Source organism: Streptococcus devriesei DSM 19639 (assembly GCF_000423725.1).
GTDB classification, from domain to species: Bacteria; Bacillota; Bacilli; order Lactobacillales; family Streptococcaceae; genus Streptococcus; species Streptococcus devriesei.
The window spans coordinates 392514-417983 of sequence record NZ_KE384084.1 but is presented as its reverse complement, the minus strand read 5'-3'; the positions used below and the strand labels follow the sequence as shown (position 1 = coordinate 417983).

Sequence of the window (25470 nt, the reverse complement as noted above, 5' to 3'; positions counted from 1 at the left end):
TTTGAACAAGACAAAAAATATAATATGTAATAGTTACTTTGTTTTATTAGTTTATTCAGTTATTTTCACGGGAATTTCTTATATCTCAATTAATACTAATAGCCAAATATTTGATTACCCTTTTCATATGGCCAGAATATTAGGATTAGCTCAATCAATTAGCCATAATGATTTTTTGCCTAATCTAAACTTTTTGTATGGTTTTGGAGTTGGTTACCCTGTTCCGATGTTTTATGGAAATTGGCTTTTTTACATTCCAGCCTTGGTCTTTTTGAAAACAAAAGTTGCAACAATGGCTTTTACATCTTTCGCTTTTATTTTAGTTATTTTAACGACATGGGTATCCTATTATAGTTTATACCAGATAACGAAAAGTAAGCCCAAATCATTAGCATTTGCAATGGCAGTTTCTGCAAGCTATCCATTTTTTGGTTTTGGTATGACTGCGGTAGTATTTATGGTGCCATACTTGATTTTTTGTCTTTATAAGGTATTTTATTTAGACAAATTTAATCCAATTCCACTGGGAATTACAGTAGCATTGCTGGTTCAAACTCATATTATTTCAACCGTAGTCTTAGCTATAACATCATTTATTTTTGTCGTTATTAATTATAAAAAAATTACTAAAAAAGTGATTTTGTCTTTCTTCTTGTCCTTATTGATAGCTTTAGCTTTGTCAGCAGGGTTCATTTTACAGTATCTAGAGCAAAGTAAATCTCAGTTATTTTTTGTTTCGTGGATATTGAGAGACTTCCCTTTCCCAACGTCAGCATTAATGGTAGAAGATGATTTATTTGTAATTATCAAGAATTACATGTTTCCTATTTCTCTGATATTTTTACTGTTCCTGCTATTGATATTTAAGAAACTTACTCGATTCTCTAAACAACTTGTTGTTATCGTTATTGTAATTTTTACCATTTCATCGGGAATATTGCCATGGGAAGATATTTTAAAATATTCCTTTTTAGCGACATTGCAATATACTAGCAGGTTAACATATTTCTTGCCCATTTTAATTTTCATGGCAATAACTACATCATGTAAACAATCGACTGTATTGACTTTGGCTTGTATTCAAGTATTGTTTTATATCTTTTGGTTTCCAGTCAGGTTTACTCCAAATTCGGCAAATTATGCACAAAAATATGCTTTGACTACAACTAATATTAATGTAATGAGAGAACAAAATACCAAGGGGATTAATGCTTTTACTCATCCTTCTTTAACGACATACGATACTTCGGGAGATGAGTACTTTAATTTGAGTATTAATCACAATCATGTAAGAGATCACTCACTCAATAAATTTAACTTTGATAAAAACAATATTAGTATTTCAAATGTTAGAAACAGATATAATTCTCTAGAATTTAAATACCAAATAAAAGATAAAAATTCAAATAATGATATTATTTTACCTAGAATTTGGTATAAAGGTTATGTTGCAAAATACTCTGATGGAGCATCTGGAAGTAATCCAAAGATAATTAATAAGCGTTTATCTAAGAATGAAATAAAAAATTATAAGCGTTTACACAAACCTAAAACTAATACAAAAGCTTTATATGATGGCAGAGCTGTTATCAAAGTTAAAACCAGCGGTAAGGTTAAAATATTTTACCAAAAAACAAAAATGCAAATTATAGGTTTTACAATAGAATTTATGGGATGGTCTTCACTGCTTGGATACATTTTTATATCTTTTTTACGAAATAAGAGGGAAGAACTATGAAAAAATTATCAATAGTCATTCCTTGTTACAATGAGGAAAAAACAATATCTTCTTTTCTACAGGCTTGTCAAAGAGTCGAAGCTCAGATGGTTCATGAATTGTTATTTGATTATATTTTTATCAATGACGGTTCAAAAGATAAGACACTGGAAAAGTTAAGAGAAGTAGCGGAAACCTATAAAAATGTCCATTATTTTTCTTTCTCTAGAAATTTTGGAAAAGAAGCTGCTTTGCTGGCAGGCTTAGAAGCAGCAGATGGTGATTTTGTTACTGTGATGGATGCTGACCTTCAAGATCCACCAGAGCTTCTTGTAGAGATGTATCAAAATATTCAAAAGGGATATGATGTTGTGGGAACTCGTCGTGCTGATCGAACGGGAGAACCTATTATTCGATCCTTTTTTGCCAAGACTTTTTATTGGTTAATTAATAAAATTTCAAGTACTGAAATGGTTGATGGTGCGCGAGACTTTCGCTTAATGACACGTCAAGTTGTTGATAGTATCTTGGAATTGAATGAGGTTAATCGCTTTTCAAAGGGATTATTTGCTTGGGTTGGTTATGATGTTTATTACATTTCCTATGAGAATCGTGATCGAGTAGCTGGAGAAACGTCATGGAGTTTTTGGAGTTTGCTGCGCTATTCTATGGATGGTTTTATCAATTTCTCTGAAGCACCTTTGAATATAGCAACATGGACAGGATCCGTTTCTTTTATTGTTTCCATTTTCAGTATTTTATTTATCGTTTGTAGAAAACTTTTGTTTGGAGATGCTGTAACAGGCTGGGCCAGCCTCGTATCTATTATTCTTTTCATTGGTGGATTACAGTTATTGGCTTTGGGAATTATTGGGAAATATATCGCAAAGATTTTCCTAGAAACAAAAAAAAGACCTGTTTATATTATTAAAGAAAAGGGGTAACTCATCAATTAGCAAAAATCCCTTTCTTAATTGTAATATATAAACATTTCAATATAAAGAACTAGAAATAGTTCTTTTTTTGTGATGTTCAAAGCAATAAAAATTCTAGTTTTGAAATTTTCACTCCCCCTCAATTCCACCTTCTTTTTTCGAATAAGGTAAGTGAGAGAAAACGAGAGGGAGATGTTAGTGAAAAAGTTTAAAACAGTACTTTTAGCGACGAGTATTTTGGGCATGGCGGCTATGGCGGGTCATGCTGCGGCTGATACAAAAGAGGCTCAGGTAAGGATCAGCCATTACAATAAACAATTTGGCACGTTTGATGTTAAGGCCGATCAGGCACTGAATGGTAAGACAATCCAGTCTTTAGATGTTGCTATTTGGTCAGAAGAAGGAGGACAGGATGATATGCAGTGGTATTCAGCTTATAATACTGGCAGCGATCCTTTAGCAGTTCATTTTGATCCTGCCAATCATGCCAGCAAAGCTGGGGATTACGCTGTTCATGCTTATGTGACCTATACGGATGGCAGCAGGCATGGTGTGGATTTGGGAAAGCAAAGGCTAGCGCTGTCAGAACCTCAGTTGGCTTTGACTCAAAATGGTATTCAGATATTCTCTAAATTAAAACCAAGCGGGCAGGGAGAGCTGGTTTCTGCTGTTTGGTCTGATGAGGGAGGTCAAGATGATATTCGGTGGTATGGAGCTGATGCTGCTGGGTACGCTCTGGCTGATTATGACGGTCACAAGGGTTATGGGACTTATCATATTCATACCTATTTGAGGGAAGATGAGGAAATGCGGCCTGTTGCTGCTCAGACCTTGCAGCTTCTTAGGCCCAGTGCCAGCTACCAGCTGAACAAAGTGAAGGACACAAGCTATGAAGTTGTTATCAGCAATGTTCCTTTTTACATGACCTCCATTTATGTTCCTGTCTGGAGTGATAAAAACGATCAGGATGACATTCAGTGGTATCGGGCAGCAAGAGCAGCAGATGGTACTTTTAAGACGACGATCACTTTGAAAAACCATAACTTTGAGCTGGGCACTTACCAGCTTCACCTATATGGCAGCGGTCCTTTAGGAAATGAGCAGCTAGAAGGTCTGGCTTCGTCTGCCTTTAACGTTGATGCGATAGCGGCCTATGAGGATCCTCAAATAACGATCAACAATCATAATTTAAAAAAGGGTACTTTTGATGTCAATGTTATGGAGACTGCCGATTCTAAGGTAATCAAATCCATCAGCCTTGCTGTCTGGTCAGATGCGGATCAAGCTAATCTGCACTGGTATGAATCGGACCATCTGTCAAACGGACAGGTTTCCCTTACTGCTGATGTGAAAAAACATGGCAATAAGAGCGGCAGTTATAATGTTCACGCCTATATACATTACACAGATGGAACGACAGCCGGCCACATTTTGCCAAATCTGCAGCTCAATCAAGCTGAGCCTCTGCCCCTTGAGCCTTCTGCACCAAGAATTATAACCTATATCAGTGAGACCAACACCTATCCGGTCGGCCAGTGCACTTGGGGAGTGAAGGAACTGGCGCCTTGGGCACCCAATTGGCTGGGGAATGGCGGTCAGTGGGCAGCCTCTGCGCGTGCTAAAGGTTTCAGAACAGGAAATGAGGCACAGGTAGGTGCCATTGCCTGCTGGGATGATGGTGGTTACGGCCATGTTGCCTATGTGACGCATGTGGACAGCAATAATCGTATCCAAGTCAAAGAGGCAAACTATCAGAACCAGCAGTATATTGCCAACTTTCGCGGTTGGTTTGACCCGACTGCCGCTTACTGGGGACGTCTTACCTATATTTATCCGGACTAAGATAGGCAACACAAGCAACAATGCTGCCAAAAGCCGTACGCTGCAGAAATACAATTAGTTGAATCAGCAGCGAGATCATTAAAGGCAGACTGCTTATCTGAAAGCAGTCTGCCTTTAATGAGCAGGCTTATGACAGTCCGCAGGTGAGCTATCAGCTTTTTTAGTATCAAAAAATTGTCAGCTGATTTTTTTTGTGATACAGTAATTCTATTATGAAATCAAGGAGTTGTTTGTATGACAAAACAATATGATTATATTGTTATCGGCGGCGGTTCCGGAGGGATTGCCTCTGCCAACCGTGCTGCAATGCACGGTGCTAAAGTTGTTCTTTTTGAAGCTAAAGAAGTCGGCGGAACCTGTGTTAATGTTGGCTGTGTGCCTAAAAAGGTTATGTGGTACGGCGCGCAGGTTGCGGACACGATTAATACCTATGCATCTGACTACGGCTTTGATATAGGAGAAAAAGCTTTTGATTTTCAAGTGTTAAAGAAAAATCGTCAGGCTTATATTGACCGCATCCACGCCTCTTATGAACGTGGTTTTGACAATAACGGGGTTGACCGTGTCTACGACTATGCGACTTTTGTGGACAGTCACACGGTAGAAGCAGGAGGAGAACGCTATACGGCACCGCACATTTTAATTGCGACGGGCGGGCACGCGCTTCTTCCTGATGTTCCGGGCAAGGAATACGGCATTACTTCAGATGGCTTTTTTGAATTAGATGCCGTTCCTAAACGTACAGCTGTTGTTGGTGCCGGCTATATTGCTGTCGAATTAGCCGGTGTTCTCCATGCCTTAGGCAGTCAGACGCACCTCTTTGTTCGCCGTGACCGTCCCCTTCGAAAATTTGATAAGGAGATTGTTGAGACACTGGTTGACAGTATGAAAGAAGACGGCCCTGAACTGCATACTTTTTCTGTACCGAAAGAAGTCATTAAGAATGCTGATGATAGTTTGACTTTGGTTTTGGAAAATGGGGAAGAATATACTGTTGATACTTTGATTTGGGCAATTGGGCGCAAGGCAAATACCAAGGGCTTTAATTTAGAAGCAACAGGTGTTGCCCTCACTAAAAAAGGTTTTATTGCCACGGATGAATTTGAAAATACCAATGTTGAAGGGGTCTATGCACTGGGCGATGTCAATGGCAAGTTGGAGCTGACCCCTGTTGCAGTAGCTGCAGGCCGCCGTCTGTCAGAGCGTCTGTTCAACAATAAGCCTGAAGAAAAATTAGACTACACCAATGTGCCGACGGTTATTTTCAGTCACCCAGCTATCGGTTCAGTTGGGCTGTCAGAAGAAGCTGCCCTTACTAAATACGGCAAGAAGGAAGTAAAGATTTATCGATCAACCTTCACGTCCATGTACACAGCGATTACCAGCCATCGTCAAGCTTGCAAGATGAAACTGGTAACAGTTGGACCGGATGAAAAAGTTGTCGGTTTGCACGGCATTGGCTATGGTGTAGATGAGATGATCCAAGGCTTTGCTGTCGCAATTAAGATGGGAGCTACCAAGGCTGATTTTGACAATACAGTGGCCATTCATCCAACAGGAGCTGAAGAATTTGTCACCATGCGTTAAGAATTAAAAAACAAGGTTCAGCTGGACCTTGTTTTTTTAAGCAGATAATTCCTGACTTCTGAAATGAAATAGAGGGAGCCCGTTACGACAAAGAGGTCGTCAGACTTCTCAGCTTGTTTCAGCCAGGCACGGTAGTCTTGTATCTTGGGATAGCCGTCAGGGTAATCCTGCAGCGGCTGAGCTCCATAAAAAGAGAAAGTGGTCAGTGTAACATTAAAGGAGGCAAGGAGCTTCAGCATCTCTTCCAGCGGTTTTCTTTTCAGGCCGGCAAAGAGAATATGAATTGTTTTGTCAGGAAATTCGTCCTCGAGCAGCTGAATCAGCTTTTTAATGCTGTCTTCATTGTGAGCGCCGTCAAGCAGCAGATTGTCTGTAATCAATTCGCTCCGCCCCGGCCATAGGGCTGACTGAAGCCCAGTTCTTATGACAGCTGGCGTCATTTTGGGAAACTTTTGAGAAAGAATGAGGCTGGTCATGGCAGCCAGACTGGCATTGATTTTTTGATGGCGGCCCGGCATTTTCAAACGAATATCGGCAATAGCTGCCAGTTTACTGCTAAAATCAAATGTTTTGTCCTTCTCACTAATTGAAAAATCTTTTCCAAATTCATAAGCAGGACTTCGCATTTGCTGAGCAGTTTGGTAAAAGACAGGCTTGAGCTCATCTGGCATCGGTCCAAAGATGAGAGGCACTTTTTTGTCAAGTGCACCGAGTTTTTGCTGTGCAATTTCTGTCAAACTGTTGCCCAGTGTTTCGGTATGGTCTTTGCTGATAGAAGGACAGACAAGGGCTAAAGCCTTGAAAACATTGGTAGAGTCATGCAGTCCTCCGATGCCCGCTTCAATAATGGCTATATCGACTGGATTGATTTGTCCAAAATAAACAAACATCATGAAGGTAATGATTTCAAACTCCGTTGGCTGACCGAGTGAAGAAGTGCTTTGCAATTTTTCAATGACAGGCTTTACTCTTGCAGCTAAGCAAATGAGTTCGTCATCAGAAATAGGCTGTCCGTTAATCGCCATGCGTTCATTAAAACGGGTGATAAAAGGAGAAGTAAAGGTGCCTGTTTTATAGCCGGACTCAGTCAGTATATGCTGGAGGAAGCTGACGGTAGACCCCTTGCCGTTGGTGCCGACGATATGAACAGCAGCTAAGTTTTGTTGAGGATTGCCGCTATTTTCAAGAAGAAAGGCCATCCGTTTTAAATCAGGCCTGCGTCCATTGGCTTTGAAAGAGTGGATCCACTCCAGTGTTTGCTGATAGTTCATATCTTATCCTTTGATAGTTTTGATTCATTTTATTATATCATTATCTCTGATGAACAAGGTCAAAAGATGACAAAGCTTGGGCAAAATAAAAAGGCTGGAAACTGATATTTCCCGCCTTTTGAAATTATTGAGCAGCAGCATTGCTGTCGCTGTCGTCTGCGACTGTCGTTGCCTCTTGATTTTGAGCAGCAGAATTGTTGCTGTTGCCGGCAGCATTGCTGTCGTCTGCGACTGTCGTTGCCGCTTGATTTTGAGCAGCAGAATTGTTGCTGTTGCCGGCAGCGTTGCTGTCAGCAGCTTCGCCGGCCTGAGCACCATCAGCATTGCCGCTGTTGCCTGCATCTTGATTATCGACTTCTTTTTCTTTGATAATAGTGGTTTTAGAAGTCGTATCGTTTTTATCGCTGTTGGCATTGTTGCGGTAATTATTGATAGTAATCAAGGCTGTGATAATACCCAGAACCCCAGCGACAATAGCAACTGTCTTTTGAAGGGCTGAAAAGCCTGTTTTGATATGTTCGGTCGGGCGTCTGCGGTTTTGTTCTTTCAGTTTTTTATTGGGTTGTTGACGACGAGAATAATTGTTTGCCATGTTTCCTCCTTTTTTATAATATTATACGCTTTTTCCCTAAAAAAGCCATAAAAAAGTCGTTCTTATTTTCTAAAGAAGTATAGGGAAATATGATATAATGTAGCTATTGTATTTAAAAAGGTGATAATATGATTTATTTTGATAATTCAGCGACAACGCTTCCTTATCCGGAGGTTATTAAAACCTATGAGGAAGCAGCGGCTAAAGTTTTTGGAAATCCCTCCAGTCTGCACCGTTTGGGCAGTCAGGCAGCACGGATTTTACAAGCTTCCAGACAGCAGATTGCAGATCTTTTGGGCACGTCTGCTGAGGAGATTTTTTTCACGTCCGGCGGAACGGAAGGAGATAATTGGGTCATTAAAGGTGTCGCTTTTGAGAAAAAGCACTACGGCAAACACATTATCGTTTCTGATATTGAACACCCGGCCGTCAAAGAATCTGCCAAGTGGCTGCAAAGTCAGGGCTTTGAAGTTGATTTTGTTCCTGTTGATGCTAAGGGATTTGTTGATGTCAAGGCTTTGGCTGACTTGATCAGACCTGAGACAACGCTGATTTCTGTCATGGCCGTTAACAATGAGATCGGTTCTGTTCAGCCGATTGAGGCCATATCTAAGCTCTTGGCTGATAAGCCGACCATTTCTTTCCACGTGGATGCTGTTCAGGCTGTTGGCAAGGTGGCCAAAGAAGCTTATTTGACTGACCGTGTTGATTTTGCAACTTTTTCCGGTCATAAGTTTCATTCGGTACGCGGTGTAGGCTTTATTTATAAAAAAGCAGGCAAGCGGATTTCGCCTCTTTTAAATGGCGGCGGACAGGAAGCAGGCCTTAGGAGCACGACTGAAAACGTGGCTGGCATTGCGGCAACTGCCAAGGCTTTGAGAATGGTGCTTGATAAAGAAGCAGCAGCACAAAAAAAACTTCACGCAATCAAAGAGACCCTTGCAGACAGTTTGTCTGGCTATGATGATGTCATCCTTTTTTCAGGGAAGGAGCAATTTGCGCCTAGTATTCTGACTTTTGGTATTAAGGGTGTCCGCGGTGAAGTTCTGGTACATGCTTTTGAAGATCATGATATTTATGTATCGACAACCAGCGCCTGCTCATCGAAAGCGGGCAAACCTGCAGGTACCCTGATTTCGATGGGAATCCCTGCCAAATTGGCTCAGACCGCTGTTCGGATCAGTCTGGACGATGATAATGATATGAGCCAGGCTGAACAGTTTTTAACGATTTTTAAACACATTTACCAGCAAACCAGAAAAGTCCGGTAAAAGGTCTGTTTCAAAGCCTGCAAGGTTGGGGAAACAGAGATGCTGGATAAGCAGAGAAGATTTCTATAACTCAGGGTGACTAAGACTTTCTTCTTCCCCGGATATTTTTTAACTTTTGTATTTTTAGAAAGGAATTGAACACGACCCGAAAAGTTTGGAAATTCAGGCAGCGCTGCAGCAAAATCTCAGCTGTGCCAGAAGTGGTTTCCTTAATTTTGAGGGTCTTTGTAACTTTATATATGATGCAGTATTCAGAAATTATGGTACGTTACGGAGAGCTGTCTACCAAGGGCAAAAACCGTATGCGTTTCATCAATCAATTAAAACGAAATATGAAACATGTCTTATCGGTTTATCCGGAAGTCAGAGTAGCAGCAGACCGGGACCGTGCCCATGTGTATTTAAATGGAACGGACTATCATCTTGTGGCCGAATCGCTTAAACAGATTTTTGGTATTCAGGCGTTCTCTCCTTCTTACAAGGTTGAAAAGGATGTTGCTGTCTTGGAAAAAGCTGTGCAGGAAATCATGACCAGTCTTTACCGTGACGGACTAACCTTTAAGATTTCAAGTAAACGGAGTGATCATCAGTTTGAACTTGACAGCCGTGAGCTCAACCAAGTATTGGGCAGTGCTGTCTTTGAGGCTTTGCCGCAGATACAGGCTCAGATGAAAAATCCTGATATTACCCTCAAGGTTGAAATTCGCGAGGAGGCGGCTTACCTGTCTTATGAAAATATTAAGGGAGCCGGCGGCCTGCCTGTAGGTACTGCCGGTAAGGGCATGCTTATGCTGTCGGGAGGTATTGATTCACCGGTTGCGGGCTATCTGGCTTTGAAGCGCGGTGTTGATATTGAAGCTGTTCATTTTGCCAGTCCTCCCTACACCAGTCCGGGTGCTCTTAAAAAAGCTCATGATCTGACCCGTAAGCTGACTAAATTTGGCGGCAACATCCAATTTATCGAAGTCCCCTTTACGGAAATTCAGGAAGAAATTAAAGCCAAAGCACCGGAGGCTTATCTGATGACTCTGACACGGCGCTTTATGATGCGGATTACGGATCGTATCCGTGAGAAGCGGGAAGGATTGGTGATCATTAACGGAGAAAGTCTGGGTCAGGTTGCCAGCCAAACTCTGGAATCCATGCAGGCCATTAATGCGGTGACCGCGACGCCTGTTATCCGACCGGTTGTGACCATGGACAAGCTTGAGATTATCGATATTGCAGAAAAAATCGATACCTTTAATATTTCCATTCAGCCTTTTGAAGACTGCTGTACGATTTTTGCCCCTGATCGGCCAAAAACCAATCCAAAGATTAAAAATGTTGAACAATATGAATCCAGACTGGACGTTGATGGCTTGGTTGCGCGTGCAGTGGCCGGCATTAAGGTCACAGAAATAACACCCCAGACGCAAGAAACTGATGAAGTAGATGATTTGATTGCTGATTTATTGTAATCCTGTTTGGGCAGCAAGGCCGGAGTGCTCCGGCCTTTTTTATGTTCACTAAGGTGAATTATCCCATAGCAGCTTAAACGCTGCCGGTTTAACTAACCGTTTTGTGAACTGAATCTTGACATTTAAAAGAGCAGCAGTTTTAATCAAATGTAAGAGCAAGTTTTTCTTTTTTGGATTTTGTGGTCTCTTTATGAGGCAGAAAAAATTATGATATAATAAATAAAAACTGTTGCACCGTCGGTTTCTCTTGCTGGAGAGGTGATAAAGATGGAAAAGAAAAGGTTTATAAAGGATCGTAAAAAAGAAGAAACGCTTGTTTTGGCAGTCGGTTTCGGGCTTTTGCTGCTATTGCTTCTGATCTATCATTTTATGGACAAAGATAAAAATGAAGTGAGAAAGGGCACCGGTGATCAGGTTAAAACGGCCCGTGTTGTGGCAAATGGCGATATTCTCTATCATGATATCCTTTATACGAGTGCCCGAAAAAGTGACGGTTCTTACGATTTCAATCCCTACTTTGAATATGCTAAAGAGTGGATTTCTAAAGCAGACCTTGCCATTGGAGATTTTGAAGGAACTATCAGTGCGGACTTTCCTTTGGGCGGCTATCCTTTGTTTAATGCGCCGCCGGCTGCTGCCCAGTCCATGAAGGATACCGGATATGATGTTGTTGACTTGGCTCATAATCATATTCTTGATTCTCAGCTGTCAGGCGCTTTGAATACAGTAAAGACTTTTAATGACTTAGGGCTGGATACTATTGGCATTTACAAGAAAAATCGGGCTAAAGAGGGAATTCTGATTAAAACTGTCAATGGGATCAAAATAGCTATTTTGGGTTATGCTTACGGCTATAACGGTATGGAAGCCAACCTGACGAAAAAAGAGCGGGCAGCTCATCTTTCCAATCTCAATCAAAAGAAAATAAAGGCCGAACTGAAAGAAGCCGAAAAGAAAGCAGATGTCACCATTGTTATGCCGCAGATGGGAACGGAATATGCTCTTGAGCCGACGGGAGAGCAAAAGACACTTTACCATAAGATGGTTAAATGGGGAGCAGATGTTATTTTCGGAGGTCATCCGCATGTAGCAGAGCCGTCTGAAACCCTGAAAAAAGATGGAGAGAAGAAGTTCATTATCTATTCTATGGGCAATTTTATCTCTAACCAGTCCTATGAAAATCTGCAAAATTATTGGACAGAGCGCGGGCTGCTTATGGATGTTACGTTTGAGAAAAAAGCAGGTAAGACAGCTATCAAAACGGTTAAAGCCCACCCGACCATGGTCTGGTCTTGGGGAAAAGGCGAAGTCGGTGCTGAAGGCTATGAATATAAGGACTACCGAGTTTTGATTTTGGAAGATTTTATTAAGGGCGGTAAGTACCGGCATAAGCTGGATGATGCGATGAAGGCCAAAGCTGACACCGCCTATCGAGAAATGACGGATTTGGTGGACTTGAAATGGTAGCTCCTATTTCTATAAAACAAGCTGCCTAAAAATGCCTTATAATTTAGATTATTTGCTTGAAATGAAAAGATAAACATGTTACAATATAAAAGTTGACTAAATGCACATCCTGTGCAACCGCACGAACACCGTTCCAAGCAGTTTTATACTCACGGTGCAAGGCGAGTCTTCACATGAGGGAAACCTCAAACAATATTTTATAGGAGGTGCATAATGAGCACATACGCAATTATTAAAACTGGCGGAAAACAAGTTAAAGTTGAAGTGGGACAAACCATCTACGTTGAAAAGCTTGATGTTGAAGCTGGATCAGAAGTAACATTTAACGAAGTTGTTCTTGTCGGCGGCGACAAAACTGTTGTCGGTACTCCGATTGTTGAAGGAGCTACTGTTGTTGGTACTGCTGAAAAACAAGGTAAACAAAAGAAAGTTGTCACTTTCAAATACAAGCCTAAAAAAGGCAGCCATCGTAAACAAGGTCACCGTCAGCCTTATACAAAAGTTGTTATCAACGCTATCAACGCTTAATCTTTCTTTTTATGATTCAAGCAACCTTTATTCGTCATGATAATCTGCTGGAGAGTATCCAGCTGACCGGACATGCCGGCAGCGGCGAATATGGCTTTGATATTGTCTGTGCAGCTGTTTCAGCCCTAGCGATGAATTTTGTTAATTCACTTGAAGCTCTGACAGACTGTAAGGCCGCTTTAGATTTAAATGAAATTGATGGTGGTTACATGAAGATTGATCTTTCACATGTGACACACAAAAAAGATGAGAAAGTTCAGCTTTTGTTTGAAAGCTTTCTCTTAGGTATGACCAATTTGGCAGAAAATTCATCAGAATTTGTAGCTGTCAGGGTCATCGAAAATTAATTGAAAAGAGGATACAACATTATGTTAAAAATGAATCTTGCTAACTTGCAGCTTTTCGCCCACAAAAAAGGTGGCGGTTCTACATCTAACGGACGCGATTCAGAAAGCAAGCGCCTTGGTGCTAAAGCTGCTGACGGTCAAACTGTTTCAGGCGGCTCAATCCTTTACCGTCAACGCGGAACTCATATCCATCCGGGAGCTAATGTAGGCCGCGGCGGAGATGATACACTCTTTGCTAAGGTTGAAGGTGTGGTACGCTTTGAACGCAAAGGCCGCGATAAAAAACAAGTATCTGTTTACCCAATCGCAAAATAAATAAAAGAAAGCCTGCTTTTATGCAGGTTTTTTTGCGTTCTGCCCCTAAAGGTTACATGGGGTTGTTGAAGGTGGCAGCTTTAATAGGAGCTGAGAGTTATAATTTTTTTGACAAAGTCTGCTTTAGCAGGATTTGGACATGAGAGCAAAGAGGATTTCAGGGGAATCTTTCGTTTTTTATTTCTCAGTTTTTTGTTGCAATCGCTTTCAGCTTGTGATAGAATGTCAATATAAATGGATAATTGTATAACACTTCATGGAAGTTTGGTTAAATTCCAATACGGTCCCGCCACTGTAATCAGCGTTAGCTGGAGTCAGGTCTTTGAAGGTTATTACTATAATATTTGAACTTTTTCGCGGAAAAAGAAGTTTAAATAATGGTTTATTGTGCAATGATGCATGACTGTTTTAGTAATACAAAATTGAAGTCTTGATTTTAGAAGTGTTTTCAATAATTATTCAAAGGCGAAGTATTTTTTGATTACCTATAAATTAAGACTCACAATTTATGGCATAATGCTATGCTTTTAAATTGTGATTTTATTTTACAAAATTTTGGTTATAAGAAGGTGAAAGCTCATTGGAACAAAAAACACGTAAAGTCTTTGAATCAGTCCCTGGAAAGCAGGTCACTCTGGCACATATCATTTCTCATCCTGATGATAAATTATTTATAAAATTGGGATTAGGAGATAAAGCAGCTAATGCCATGGGAATTTTGACTATTACTCCAAGTGATGTTGCAGTTATTGCTGTTGATTTTGCTAAAAAAGAGGCAAATGTCAAAATAGGATTTGTTGATCGCTTCAGCGGCTCGGTCTGTGTTATTGGTGATGTGTCTGCTGTAGAATCCAGCATGACTAAAGTATTGACTGAACTTCAAACGTTGATGAGTTTTTCCGTTTGTAATATTACAAGGTCATAGATTAATGGCAAGAATAATGATGTTAGGGCCGATTGGCCATGGGAAAACGACTTTAATTCAAAGACTAACTGAAGAAAAGCTGGTTTATAACAAAACTCAGGATGTTATTTATACTGATGATTTTATTGACACTCCAGGTGAGTTTGTCCAGCATAGGCATTTTAATATCGCATTACAGGTGACTTCACAGGATGCTTCTCTCCTGATATTTGTTTTGAATGCAACTGCAAAGGAGCAAGTTTATTCACCAAATTATGCACAAAGTTTCAATAAACCTGTTATTGGGGTTTTAACTTATATTGATATAGCATCAGAAGAAGAGCTCAAACATTCCCGCAAGCAATTGGAGCTTGCAGGTACCGAAAAAATATTTGAAGTGTCATCTGTAACAGGTGATGGTTTAGATGAATTAAGAAAGTATTTGAGCGAGGTGAAATGATGCAAATCTACACAAGAGTTGGCGATAAGGGATTCACAAAAGTTATTGGCGGTGAAAAATTAGCTAAAGATAGTACTAGGGTAACTGCTTATGGGGAACTGGATGAACTTAATTCTTTTTTAGGCTTTGCCATGAGTTTTTTGGATAATGACAGTCTATTTGACGAGTTGTTTACAGTTCAAAAGCTGATTTTTGACTGTGGCAGCGACCTAGCTGATCCTTCTATGAAAAGTCAAAGAATTACGCAGCATGAAGTTGAATGGCTGGAATCTAGGATAGATGATTATTCAATAATTCCTGATGAAGTGGAGTCCTTTATTTTACCTGGTGGTTCTCCTGCCGGCAGTGCTTTTCATGTTTGCCGTACAATAGCCCGAAGGGCTGAGAGAGCTGTTGTAGCTTTTCAGTGGACTAATGATATGTTCCCTGAAGATTTGAAATTTGTAAATCGTTTATCTGATTATTTTTATGCATTGGCTAGAGCGATTAACAAGTGGGATCATCAGATTGATACCTTATACGATCGCGGCGGCAAGGTGTTCCACAAAGAAATTACTAAAAATGATATTTTTGACAATTAAAGAAATTATAATGACAATGATGTCTGTAAAAACGCAATGAAGCGAAACTTTCCAATTGTAAGTAAGGATGGTTTCGCTTTTTTTACTTTATTTATGAGGAGGTTAAAGATGCAAGAAATTAATCTTGTTCCAAAGATTATTTTTGGAGATCATGCTTTGGACTATTTAAAGGAGATGGTCAATGAAAGAATTGTTATTATTACAGATCATTTTATTTCTTCTTTACCAAATTTTGCAGAGATTAAAGAAACTCTTGCTATAAATAATACTGTAACTGTTTTTCAAGATGTTGTTCCTGACCCACCGATTGAAAATATCATTGCAGGAATTAAAACTTTTGAAGAAACTGTTCCGACAGTAATTATAGCAATAGGTGGCGGCTCAGCGATTGACGCGGCCAAAGGGATTGTTTATTTTGCTTGTAAGGTGAATACCCAGATTGATAGAAGCTCTATCTATTTTGTGGTTATTCCAACAACGAGCGGAACAGGATCAGAAGTAACAGATTTTGCTGTTATTACTGATAAAGACAAAGGTTTAAAGTATCCATTGGTAGAAGATGATCTTTTGCCTGATGCGGCTTTGCTTGAGACTGATTTAGTAATGGAGCTGCCGCCAGCTGTTACAGCAGATACTGGTATTGATGTTTTAACGCATGCCATTGAAGCATATGTTTCTACGAATGCCTCACCTTTTTCTGATGCTTTAGCTGAAAAAGCTATCAGATTGGTTTTCGAAAATTTGCCTAAAGCCTATGCAGCAGGAAAAAAGGATCGGGCAGCGAGAGAAAAGATGCATCAGGCGTCAACAATTGCAGGTCTGGCTTTTACGATGGCTTCACTGGGTATTAACCATAGCTTGGCGCATGCTATTGGTGGTACCTTTCACTTGGTGCATGGCAGAATTAATGGTGTTTTGTTAAAAAATGTCATTCTTTACAATGCAGGTCTTATAGACAGTCAGCGCTGTCCGGAAACAGACAGAGCTCTGAAAAGGTATAGCGAGATAGCCCAAATGATTGGTGTAACCGTTAAGAATCCTCAATTTGCAGTTCAGCAGTTAACCCAAAATATTCAGCGCTTACTAAAGCAATTGGAGATGCCGCAAACGTTCAGTGAATTTGGTATTGATGCATCGCAGTATGCAGAAGCAACAGCAGCTATTGCTCAGGCAGCACTAAAGGATCGCTGTACACCAACAAATCCTAGAAAACCGAATATTTCTGACTTAGAAATGTTATTAAAAAGGACTTATTAGATAATGACAGAAAAAGAGAGAATTATCCAAGAGTATGTGCCGGGAAAGCAAATGACTGTTATACATTTGATCGCTCACCCTGATTTGGAAGTTTATGAAAAATTAGGGATTGCCGGCTTTGAGGACTGTGCTGTTGGATTAGCTACAGTTACCCCTTGTGAAGCAGCGATCATTGCAGTTGATATTGCGATGAAAAGCGCAGAGGTTGAAATAGGTTTTTTAGATCGTTTTTCGGGTTCTTTAGCTATTGTCGGCAGTTACAGCTCTGTGAAATATGGTTTAGAAGCAATGCAATCGGTATTAAAAAATGATATGGGATTCGATACAGTGGAGTTGAGCATCTCATAAGCAATAATAAAGTGAAAGATTAAAAGCATATGGTATATAAAGTAGTAATAGCAGATGATGAAACAATTATGCGTTTAGATATTAGTGAAATGTTAACTAATGCAGGTTATGATGTTGTTGCTCAAGCTAAGGATGGGATTGAGGCAGTAAAACTGTGTGAAGATTATAATCCTGATTTGGTGATTATGGATGTGAAAATGCCCTTATTAGATGGTTTATCAGCTGCCAAAAAAATAATCAGCAGCAACTACGCTTTATCAGTTTTACTGTTGACAGCTTACAGCGATAAAGAATTAGTGAAAACAGCCAGCGAAATTGGCGCTCAAGGCTATGTAGTCAAACCAATTGATGAAAGATCCTTAATTCCGGCTGTTGAATTGGCAATTGCTAATGGACGGAATTATCAAGAATTAGATCAACAATTGGAAGAATTAAAAGGGAAATTAGAAGATCGTAAATATATTGATCGTGCCAAAGGATTGTTGATGTCTGAAAAGCAATTAACAGAAGATGAGGCTTACAAAACGTTACGAACAATAGCTATGGAAAAACGTTTAACCATGAGTGAACTTTCAAGAATACTAATTGGTGAATGAGATGGCATATACATATTTTGAAGAAATAAGAACTCTTTGTTTAAATCAGACAGATCTGACAGAACAGGATATTCGCTATTTAGAATTAGTTAGAGATTCCATTTTACAAGACTGCAGTAATGAAGATAAGGATGTTTTTATTGATGTTCGCGATCGGATTACAAGCGAGGGCTTGGTTGTATTTCATCGTCTCCCTTCTCAATGTTCTTCCAATTATAATCATACTGTTGTAGGTGAATTAGCTTTTCGCAAAGATGAGCCCGGTGTACTTAGGACTTTAGATACGGGGCGGCATTCGCTTGGTTTGTATGCACAGACTCAAGAAGGAAAATTTATTGAGCAGGAGGTCTCACCAATTCGTTCAAATGGACGTATTATTGGTGTTATTATTACAGAAAAAGATATCAGTTCGCAGATATTAGATACATTTGATTTGGGCAACTCCACCGACCATATTAATATGTTCAGCGGTGTGGTATCTGAGGTTAATTCTATTGATAATACGATTTTTGACTATTTACGAGAAGTTGTTTTGATCTTTGATAAGAATGGAACATTGATTCGCTGCAATCAAGCTGCGAAAAGAAAGTACAAGGAATTTGGCTATATTAATCGTCTTGAAAAGCTGCATTACAATAATGTCACCTTGGATTTCGATTCTTTTGACAGTGTGCAAAAAGAATTTTCTCAAACAGGAAAGACTTATCTAGAAAGAGTTGTCCATATTAATCAAAAAACTTACATCCAGAAAACTATTCGCTTAGTAGAAAACAATTTGTATGTCATGATATTGACGGAATTTGACAGACAGCTTTCAGATACAGTATCTAAGATTGAAAATCAAGAAATTCATCATCGTGTCAAAAATAGTTTGCAGTCTATTGTATCCATTTTGAGATTGCAGTCCCGAAGGGTTAAAAGTCAAGAGGCAAAAAAAGTTCTAAGCGAATCTATTAATAGAGTTATGGCGATTTCAGCCATACATGAATTGCTTTCAAAGCAAAAGAGCAACAAGGTTCAATTATCATTAGTTTTAGATCGAGTTATTAATCATTTAAAAAGAGCTTATATTGATGATGACAATATCATTTTAGAAACATTTTTGGATCATTCGCTTGTTTTAAACAGCGATACGGCTGTTACTATTGCACTGATTACAAATGAAATTATGCAAAATTCATTTGAACATGCTTTTGACCAAACAATTGATAAGCCTAAAATTACTGTTAGCTTAACTAAAGTCAATTCTCATATAGAATTGACAGTGTCGGATAATGGTGTGAGTTTTGATTATGATGCCATTGATGATGACAAGCTGGGAATTCAATTGATAAAGGCATTCACAGTAGATAAATTAAAGGGAGATTGCTCCTTTAGTTTCCCTGAAAAAGGAGGAACAGTGGTAAAGATAACATTTGATCAAACGATTTCCAATTAGGGAGGTATCAGATTGGCCGAAAGATTATTAAGTATTGGGATAGATATAGGCACCTCGACAACACAAATGATCTTATCAATCATTACTTTTGAAAATATGGCATCAAGCTTTACAGTTCCGCGTGTTGTCATTACTGATAAAGAGGTGATTTATAAAAGTGATATTATCATAACACCGATTGATGCTCAAAATCGCATTGATAGTTTAAAAATTCAAGAATTTATTGTTCGGGAATATAAAAAAGCTGATATTCACAAGGAAGATATTCAAACGGGCGCAGTTATCATTACTGGGGAATCAGCTAGAAAAGAGAATGCTAAGAATGTCGCAGATGCTCTTAGTGGCTTTGTCGGAGACTTTGTTGTAGCGACAGCAGGTCCTGATTTGGAAAGTATTATAGCTGGAAAAGGAAGCGGAGCTTACAGTTATAGCCTAGAGCATCATAATTTGGTTGCTAATTTAGATATTGGAGGGGGAACAACAAACATAGTCGTTTTCCGTGATGGCGATATTCTTGATACGGGATGCTTTGATATTGGCGGTCGTCAAATAAAAGTTGATGAAGAGGGGAAGGTTTCCTATATAGCTCCCAAGGTGAAAAAAATGATTGACAGTGAGGGACTGTCTTTGAAAGAAGGAGATGCTCCAAATTTAAATGAAATTTATGCTGTTATTGATATTTTTATCCAAGTACTGAGCAACGCTATAGGTCAAGGTAAAAAGAGTAAATATTACGATCTTTTAATAACAAATAAGGGACTTAGTTTAGACAATTATGACAAGATTACTCATATTTCTTTTTCAGGAGGAGTAGCAGACTGTATCAAAAATAATTTATCTCCTTACCAATATGGGGACATTGGCCCAATTTTTGGAAAAAGGCTAAAAGCATCATCGCTTTACCAGGATAATGACGTTATAAAAACTGCTGAGACAATTCGCGCGACTGTAGTTGGTGCAGGATCTCATACGATGGATATTTCCGGTAGTACAATAGCTTACGATAAAGATGCCATTCCATTGAAAAACTTGCCAGTAGTCAGCTTTTCAATAGCAGAGGCGAACGATCAGGAAAAATTGCCGGCACTGATTAAAGAAAAAATTTTATGGCACAATTCAGATGATCCACAAAACTGTGCATTAAGTTTTGTTGGCTATCAAAATCCAACCTATCAAAATATCATGAATCTTGGCGATGCGATTTATGAAGGCAGTCAGTTTCTTCGAGAGGAGGGTTTTCCAATTGTTGTTGTCGTAGAAAATGATATGGCTAAATCACTGGGACATTATTTAAAAGCAAAATTAAAGGAAGAAAATTACTTAATCTGTATTGACCGTGTTATTGCCGAAAACGGCGATTATATTGATATTGGAGAGCCGATTGCTAATGGAGAAGTTTTGCCGGTGGTAGTGAAAACATTGGTCTTTAGTTGATAACACCTTCAAATGATACAAATGTAAAAGGAGGATATTATGATTTTAAAAACAAGATTTGCAGGTGACACTTTTGAATTTCAATCAGTAAAGGAAGTGATGAATAAGGCAAATGAAGAACGATCAGGTGACAAACTAGCTGGTGTTTCTGCTGCTAATGCTCAGGAACGAATAGCTGCAAAATATGTTTTAAGCCATTTGACATTAAATGATATTTTCAATAATCCAGCTGTTCCTTATGAAAATGATGAAATTACGCGCATTATTATTGATCAGACTAACTTGACCATCTTTGACAAAATTAAAAACTGGACAGTAGCAGATTTACGTGAATGGCTGCTAGCGGATACGACAACTGGATATGATATTCATATGATCCGCAATGGATTGACTTCGGAGATGGTGGCTGCAGTCTGTAAGATTATGTCAAACTTGGATTTGATTTTAGCAGCAAGCAAAATGGTTATTGAAAAGACCTGTAAAACGACGGTCGGCCGTCCGGGCACCTTTAGTTCACGTCTGCAGCCTAATCATACAACAGATGATATTGATGGTATTATGGCTTCAACATTTGAAGGAATATCAATGGGAGCAGGTGATGCCCTTATAGGGCTGAATCCTGTAGACGATTCTTTGGAATCAGTAAAGCGTATTTTAAATCGTTTTAATGATTTTATTGAGGAATGGGAAGTGCCAACACAGCACTGTGTTCTTTCTCATGTGACTACTCAGATGAAGGCAATGGAGCAAGGAACACCGGTTGGCTTAGTTTTTCAAAGTATTGCTGGCTCTCAAAAGGGCAACGAAGCATTTGGGATTTCGGCATCCATGCTGGATGAGGCTTATGAGCTTGCCAAGAAAAAGTCAACGGCTCCCGGCCCTAATCTAATGTATTTTGAAACTGGACAGGGTTCTGAATTGTCATCTGATGCTAATCACGGAACGGATCAAGTAACGATGGAAGCACGTTGTTATGGTTTTGCCAAACGATATGATCCTTTCTTGGTGAATACTGTTGTAGGGTTTATTGGTCCAGAATATTTATATGATGCTAAACAGGTTATTCGTGCTGGTTTAGAAGATCATTTTATGGGTAAGCTAACAGGTATTTCAATGGGCTGTGATATCTGTTATACCAATCATATGAAAGCTGATCAAAATGATGCTGAAAATCTGACTGTTTTGCTGGCAACAGCAGGAGTCAATTATATTATGGGAATTCCAAATGGTGATGACATCATGCTGAACTATCAAACAACGGGCTACCATGAAGCAGCAGCCATTCGGCAATTATTAAATAAGCGTCCTATTAAAGAGTTTGAAGAATGGCTGGAAAAGCATGGATTTATGGAAAATGGAAAATTAACAGATAAGGCCGGTGATGGTTCTTACTTCTTAACTAAATAAAAATTGGGAGGTGAAAGTTGTGAATGACCAAGAATTAAAAGTCATGATTCAAACTATTCTTTCAGAAGTTATAGCAGAGAATAAGGGTGATATTAAGACAGACGAGACATTGAAAAAACAAAAAACAAGTTCTCTTTCTAAGACTGATGTCAGTGATGAGGAGCTGCCGGATATCTCAGCCATCCGAATTCAAGATCAGTATTTAGTTCCAACTCCCTTAAATAAGGAAGCTTTTGCAAAATTAAAGGCAAAAACACCGGCGCGTGTCGGGCTGTGGCGTACAGGAACACGTTATTTGACAGAACCAATGCTGCGTTTTCGTCTGGATCATGCAGCTGCCCAAGATGCTGTGTTCAGTGATGTTGATGAGTCCCTCATCCAAAAAATGAATTTTATTCCTGTCAAGACAATTTGCAAAGATAAGGATGAATATTTGACACGCCCGGATTTTGGCAGAAAATTTGATGATGAAAATGCAGAGATTATCCGCAGTACCATCAAATCAAATGCTAAAGTTGCTGTCATAGTTGGTGATGGTCTGAGTTCTGCAGCTATTGAGGCTAATATTGAGCAGGTATTGCCTTCATTAAAACAGGGATTGCAAAATCATAATTTAGAAATAGGAGACATTTTATTTATAAAATATTGTCGAGTTCCGGCAATGGATCAAATCGGAGATATCACCAATGCGGAGGTTATCTGTTTATTGGTTGGAGAACGTCCTGGATTAGCAACTGCAGAATCAATGAGTGCTTATATGGCTTACCGTCCTCATTCTGGTTTAGCAGAAGCAAAACGTACGGTTATTTCTAATATTCACAGTGGTGGAACTCCTGCTGTAGAAGCCGGAGCCTACATTGCTGATACAATACAGAAGATGTTGGATGCCAAGAAGTCTGGTGTTGATTTGTACTAAGAAAGGAGGTTACTTAATGATAGGAGAACGTTTAGGTGCTGAGGTGCTCAGTGTCCAAGTTATTTCTAATGCAGATGCAGGTTTGATAGAGGCATTAGATTTAAAAGAAAATCAAAAAAGTTTGGGTATTATTACTTCTGACTGTGACGATGTGACCTATGTAGCTTTAGATGAAGCCACCAAGGCAGCTGAAGTTGAAGTAGTTTATGGCAGAAGTATGTATGCTGGTGCTAATAATGCATCAACCAAATTAGCAGGTGAAGTAATAGGCATTTTGGCCGGACCAAGTCCTTCGGAAGTAAAGAGCGGTTTGGAAGCGGCAGTTCGTGTTATAGAGTCAGAAGCAAGCTTCTACAGTGCCAATGAAGATAACTCTATTCCTTATTTTGCTCACTGTATCTCAAGGAGCGGCAGTTATCTATCTGAAGCAGCAAATGTTTCAGTTGGACAGGCAATTGCTTATCTTATAGCCCCTCCTGCCGAGGCTATTGTAGCGCTTGATGCAGCTTTGAAGGTTGCTGAGGTCCGTTTAGGAATTTTTTATGGTCCCCCTTCAGAAACAAATTTTGCTGGGGCCCTACTAACAGGAACACAATCTGCTTGTAAAGCTGCCTGCGAAGCATTCGCAGAAGCAGTGACTGATGTAGCAAATGCTCCTATTAAATATTAAGTGGGTGATGACAAGTGGTAAAAAATGCTTTAGGGATGATTGAAGTCAGAGGATTGCTGGGGTCAATTGTAGCTGCTGATGTTGCCGTTAAGACTGCTGAGGTGCATATTGTGAATCAAAGTACGATAAAGGGCGGTTTGACAAGTGTGGAATTATTTGGTGATGTCGGAGCCATTAAGGAAGCGGTACAAAGTGCAAGGGAGTCGGTCAGTAAAATGAATTGCTATATTAGCTCAAATGTCATTGCCAATCTCGATCCTCAAGTTGAAAAGATGATATTGCAATCATTGTCTAAGTCTATTGAAAGAATGGATACTAACATTCAAAAAACTCCTGAAAATGTATCGATCAGTCAGGGAAACAGCATCAAATCAATTTATACTCAGTTTTTAAAAAGAATCAATCGTGAAAAGATTGAGCGGCTTGAGGACTTAAAAGTAACAGAACTGCGTTCCTTGGCCTATGCTTTAGAATTAGAATCCATAACAAAAAAAGAAATTAAGTTTGCTAATAAGCAAACCTTAGTGCAAAAATTAAGAGAAAAAGGAGTTGAATAATGTGCTTGATAAAGATTTAGCTTCTATTCAGGAAACACGCGATTTATTGCGAAAGGCAACTGCAGCTCAAAAAAAGCTATCCCAAATGAGTCAGGAACAAATTGACAGTATCTGCAAAGCTATTGCAAAAGCGGGTTTTGATAACCGTGAAGAGCTGGCAAAGATGGCTGTTGAAGAGACAGGATTTGGTAAGTGGCAAGATAAAGTAATCAAAAACGAGTTTGCTTCAAAAAGGGTCTTTGAAGCTATCAAAAATATGAAGACAGTAGGCGTTTTGCGAGAAGATAAAGAGCAGAAGCTTACAGAAATTGGAGTCCCAATAGGTGTCATTGCTGCCCTCATTCCTTCAACCAACCCTACCTCAACAGTTATTTATAAATCGCTAATTGCCCTCAAGGCAGGTAATGCCATTGTTTTTTCACCCCATCCAGCTGCAAAAAACTGTATTCACAAAACGGTTGATTTGATCCGTTCTGCAGCTGTTGAGGCTGGCTGTCCGGCTGATGCCATCAGTGTTCAGACTACTTTAACGATGTCCGGAACTGAAGAGCTGATGAAAAGCGACTTGACAAAATTAATTCTGGCAACAGGTGGTTCAGCCATGGTAAAGGCAGCATATTCTTCGGGAAGACCAGCAATCGGTGTTGGCCCTGGCAACGGTCCGGCTTATATTGAAACAAGTGCAGATATCGCAACCGCAGTAAAAAATATTATTGAATCAAAGACCTTTGATAATGGGACAATCTGTTCGTCTGAGCAGTCAATTATCACAGACAATAAAATTAAAGATCAAGTCATTGCAGAATTAAAGAAGCAAAAAGCATATTTTTTAGATAAAGAAGAGTCTGCAAGGCTGGCAAAATTTATTCTGCGTGATAACGGTACCATGAATCCTCAAATTGTTGGTAAAGATGTTGCTACTATTGCCAAATTAGCTAATTTGCATGTGCCGAATGATGCTACCGTTCTTATTGCTCCAGAAACCAGGGTAGGAAACAAAATACCTTATTCTCGTGAGAAACTAGGACCGATACTAGCCTTTTACACAGTTGATAATTGGCAGGATGCCTGCCGTTTGTGCTGTGAAATCTTGACGAATGAAGGAGCTGGACATACCATGACCATTCATTCACAAAATGATGATATTATTAAAGCTTTTGCTTTAGAAAAGCCAGTATCACGTTTGCTGGTTAATACGCTGGGAACTTTAGGCGGCATCGGTGCAACGACAAACTTGTTTCCAGCTTTGACGTTGGGCTGCGGAGCTGTTGGAGGAAGTTCAACTTCTGATAATATCAGTCCACTTAATTTAATTAATATTAAGCGTGTTGTTCAGGGTGTTCGCACGATGAAAGATATCCGCGGGGCAGCGGGAGAACAATCTTCAAATATAGCTGGAGAAGATCTTTCTAAGGAGCAGCTCATTAATTTATTAGTTGAAAGAGTTATCAATAAACTTAATACATAAATAGGAGGAAAAGATAATGAATAATGCACTAGGAATGATTGAAACCAAAGGTTTGGTAGCAGCTATTGAAGCTGCTGACGCAATGGTCAAGGCAGCCAATGT

The 25470-nt window shown here is 39.5% G+C and carries 26 protein-coding genes, 1 riboswitch and 1 other annotated feature; of the genes, 24 read left to right on the top strand and 2 right to left on the bottom strand.

The genetic code is table 11. From position 1 onward, the window contains the following. The first annotated feature begins 1 nt into the window (after window position 1). The 4 genes from G573_RS11030 to gorA all read left to right on the top strand — a co-directional run bounded on the left by G573_RS11030 (window position 2) and on the right by gorA (window position 6081). Window positions 2-1738: a hypothetical protein gene (locus G573_RS11030; RefSeq protein WP_051175734.1), complete on the top strand. Its 1737-nt coding sequence runs from the start codon at window positions 2-4 to the stop codon at window positions 1736-1738. Next, a complete protein-coding gene (locus tag G573_RS0108130) occupies window positions 1735-2661 on the top strand; it encodes a glycosyltransferase family 2 protein (protein WP_027976263.1) in 927 nt (308 codons plus the stop codon). Before G573_RS11030 ends, G573_RS0108130 begins: the two co-directional genes overlap by 4 nt. Window positions 2662-2850: 189 nt before the next feature. Continuing rightward, window positions 2851-4494 (top strand): GBS Bsp-like repeat-containing protein, encoded by a 1644-nt coding sequence (locus G573_RS0108125; RefSeq protein ID WP_027976262.1) that lies wholly within the window; start codon window positions 2851-2853, stop codon window positions 4492-4494. A 234-nt stretch (window positions 4495-4728) separates the two neighbouring features. Then, window positions 4729-6081 (top strand): glutathione-disulfide reductase, encoded by a 1353-nt coding sequence (gene gorA, locus G573_RS0108120; RefSeq protein WP_027976261.1) that lies wholly within the window; start codon window positions 4729-4731, stop codon window positions 6079-6081. Window positions 6082-6098: 17 nt separating this feature from the next. Here gorA and G573_RS0108115 read toward each other — a convergent pair whose 3' ends face one another. Beyond that, the gene (locus tag G573_RS0108115) at window positions 6099-7352 is read right to left on the bottom strand and encodes a bifunctional folylpolyglutamate synthase/dihydrofolate synthase (RefSeq protein ID WP_027976260.1); all 1254 of its coding nucleotides are present in this window, start codon (window positions 7350-7352) and stop codon (window positions 6099-6101) included. 124 nt (window positions 7353-7476) lie between these two features. Then, window positions 7477-7944: a DUF6556 family protein gene (locus G573_RS0108110; protein ID WP_027976259.1), complete on the bottom strand. Its 468-nt coding sequence runs from the start codon at window positions 7942-7944 to the stop codon at window positions 7477-7479. Between the two features lie 128 nt (window positions 7945-8072). Between G573_RS0108110 and G573_RS0108105 the strand changes: the two genes are divergently transcribed. The 20 genes from G573_RS0108105 to G573_RS11020 form a co-directional block, all read left to right on the top strand. Beyond that, on the top strand, window positions 8073-9215 hold the full coding sequence (locus tag G573_RS0108105) for a cysteine desulfurase family protein (protein WP_027976258.1): 1143 nt from the start codon (window positions 8073-8075) through the stop codon (window positions 9213-9215). A 242-nt stretch (window positions 9216-9457) separates the two neighbouring features. Next, on the top strand, window positions 9458-10675 hold the full coding sequence (gene thiI, locus G573_RS0108100; RefSeq protein WP_027976257.1) for a tRNA uracil 4-sulfurtransferase ThiI: 1218 nt from the start codon (window positions 9458-9460) through the stop codon (window positions 10673-10675). Between the two features lie 267 nt (window positions 10676-10942). After that, the gene (locus G573_RS0108095; RefSeq protein ID WP_037586858.1) at window positions 10943-12142 is read left to right on the top strand and encodes a CapA family protein; all 1200 of its coding nucleotides are present in this window, start codon (window positions 10943-10945) and stop codon (window positions 12140-12142) included. Window positions 12143-12247: 105 nt separating this feature from the next. Then, window positions 12248-12321, top strand: a sequence feature (ribosomal protein L21 leader region). Window positions 12322-12355: 34 nt separating this feature from the next. Further along, window positions 12356-12670, top strand: a complete 315-nt coding sequence (rplU, locus tag G573_RS0108090; protein WP_027976255.1) for a 50S ribosomal protein L21 — start codon at window positions 12356-12358, stop codon at window positions 12668-12670. A gap of 11 nt (window positions 12671-12681) precedes the next feature. Beyond that, on the top strand, window positions 12682-13017 hold the full coding sequence (locus tag G573_RS0108085; RefSeq protein WP_027976254.1) for a ribosomal-processing cysteine protease Prp: 336 nt from the start codon (window positions 12682-12684) through the stop codon (window positions 13015-13017). Between the two features lie 21 nt (window positions 13018-13038). Then, window positions 13039-13332: a 50S ribosomal protein L27 gene (gene rpmA / locus G573_RS0108080; protein WP_027976253.1), complete on the top strand. Its 294-nt coding sequence runs from the start codon at window positions 13039-13041 to the stop codon at window positions 13330-13332. Window positions 13333-13562: 230 nt separating this feature from the next. After that, a riboswitch (adenosylcobalamin (AdoCbl) riboswitch) is annotated at window positions 13563-13711 on the top strand. Between the two features lie 201 nt (window positions 13712-13912). Further along, window positions 13913-14257: a BMC domain-containing protein gene (locus tag G573_RS0108075; RefSeq protein ID WP_027976252.1), complete on the top strand. Its 345-nt coding sequence runs from the start codon at window positions 13913-13915 to the stop codon at window positions 14255-14257. A 4-nt stretch (window positions 14258-14261) separates the two neighbouring features. Then, a complete protein-coding gene (locus G573_RS0108070; RefSeq protein WP_027976251.1) occupies window positions 14262-14696 on the top strand; it encodes a EutP/PduV family microcompartment system protein in 435 nt (144 codons plus the stop codon). Beyond that, entirely contained in the window at window positions 14696-15277 is a 582-nt protein-coding gene (locus tag G573_RS0108065; protein ID WP_027976250.1) for a cob(I)yrinic acid a,c-diamide adenosyltransferase, read from the top strand. The genes G573_RS0108070 and G573_RS0108065 overlap by 1 nt, the downstream gene beginning before the upstream one ends. A gap of 108 nt (window positions 15278-15385) precedes the next feature. Continuing rightward, on the top strand, window positions 15386-16534 hold the full coding sequence (locus tag G573_RS0108060) for a 1-propanol dehydrogenase PduQ (protein ID WP_027976249.1): 1149 nt from the start codon (window positions 15386-15388) through the stop codon (window positions 16532-16534). Window positions 16535-16537: 3 nt separating this feature from the next. Next, window positions 16538-16882: a BMC domain-containing protein gene (locus tag G573_RS0108055; RefSeq protein WP_027976248.1), complete on the top strand. Its 345-nt coding sequence runs from the start codon at window positions 16538-16540 to the stop codon at window positions 16880-16882. A gap of 29 nt (window positions 16883-16911) precedes the next feature. Beyond that, window positions 16912-17478, top strand: coding sequence for an ANTAR domain-containing response regulator (locus G573_RS0108050; protein WP_027976247.1), 567 nt, complete (start codon window positions 16912-16914; stop codon window positions 17476-17478). Between the two features lies 1 nt (window position 17479). Continuing rightward, entirely contained in the window at window positions 17480-18916 is a 1437-nt protein-coding gene (locus tag G573_RS0108045; RefSeq protein ID WP_245543145.1) for a sensor histidine kinase, read from the top strand. Window positions 18917-18928: 12 nt separating this feature from the next. Then, complete coding sequence (gene eutA, locus G573_RS0108040; RefSeq protein WP_027976245.1) at window positions 18929-20350, top strand: ethanolamine ammonia-lyase reactivating factor EutA; 1422 nt, start codon at window positions 18929-18931, stop codon at window positions 20348-20350. A 39-nt stretch (window positions 20351-20389) separates the two neighbouring features. Continuing rightward, window positions 20390-21757: an ethanolamine ammonia-lyase subunit EutB gene (locus G573_RS0108035; RefSeq protein WP_027976244.1), complete on the top strand. Its 1368-nt coding sequence runs from the start codon at window positions 20390-20392 to the stop codon at window positions 21755-21757. Between the two features lie 19 nt (window positions 21758-21776). Then, a complete protein-coding gene (gene eutC, locus G573_RS0108030) occupies window positions 21777-22673 on the top strand; it encodes an ethanolamine ammonia-lyase subunit EutC (RefSeq protein WP_027976243.1) in 897 nt (298 codons plus the stop codon). 16 nt (window positions 22674-22689) lie between these two features. After that, window positions 22690-23343, top strand: coding sequence for an ethanolamine utilization microcompartment protein EutL (eutL, locus tag G573_RS0108025; protein ID WP_027976242.1), 654 nt, complete (start codon window positions 22690-22692; stop codon window positions 23341-23343). A 14-nt stretch (window positions 23344-23357) separates the two neighbouring features. Beyond that, the gene (locus G573_RS0108020; RefSeq protein WP_027976241.1) at window positions 23358-23900 is read left to right on the top strand and encodes a BMC domain-containing protein; all 543 of its coding nucleotides are present in this window, start codon (window positions 23358-23360) and stop codon (window positions 23898-23900) included. A gap of 1 nt (window position 23901) precedes the next feature. Continuing rightward, window positions 23902-25368 carry an acetaldehyde dehydrogenase (acetylating) gene (locus G573_RS11025; RefSeq protein ID WP_051175732.1) on the top strand — a complete coding sequence of 489 codons (1467 nt, stop codon included), beginning with the start codon at window positions 23902-23904 and terminating at the stop codon, window positions 25366-25368. Between the two features lie 16 nt (window positions 25369-25384). Beyond that, the coding region (locus G573_RS11020) for a BMC domain-containing protein (protein WP_037586854.1) at window positions 25385-25470 on the top strand (86 nt) is incomplete at its 3' end.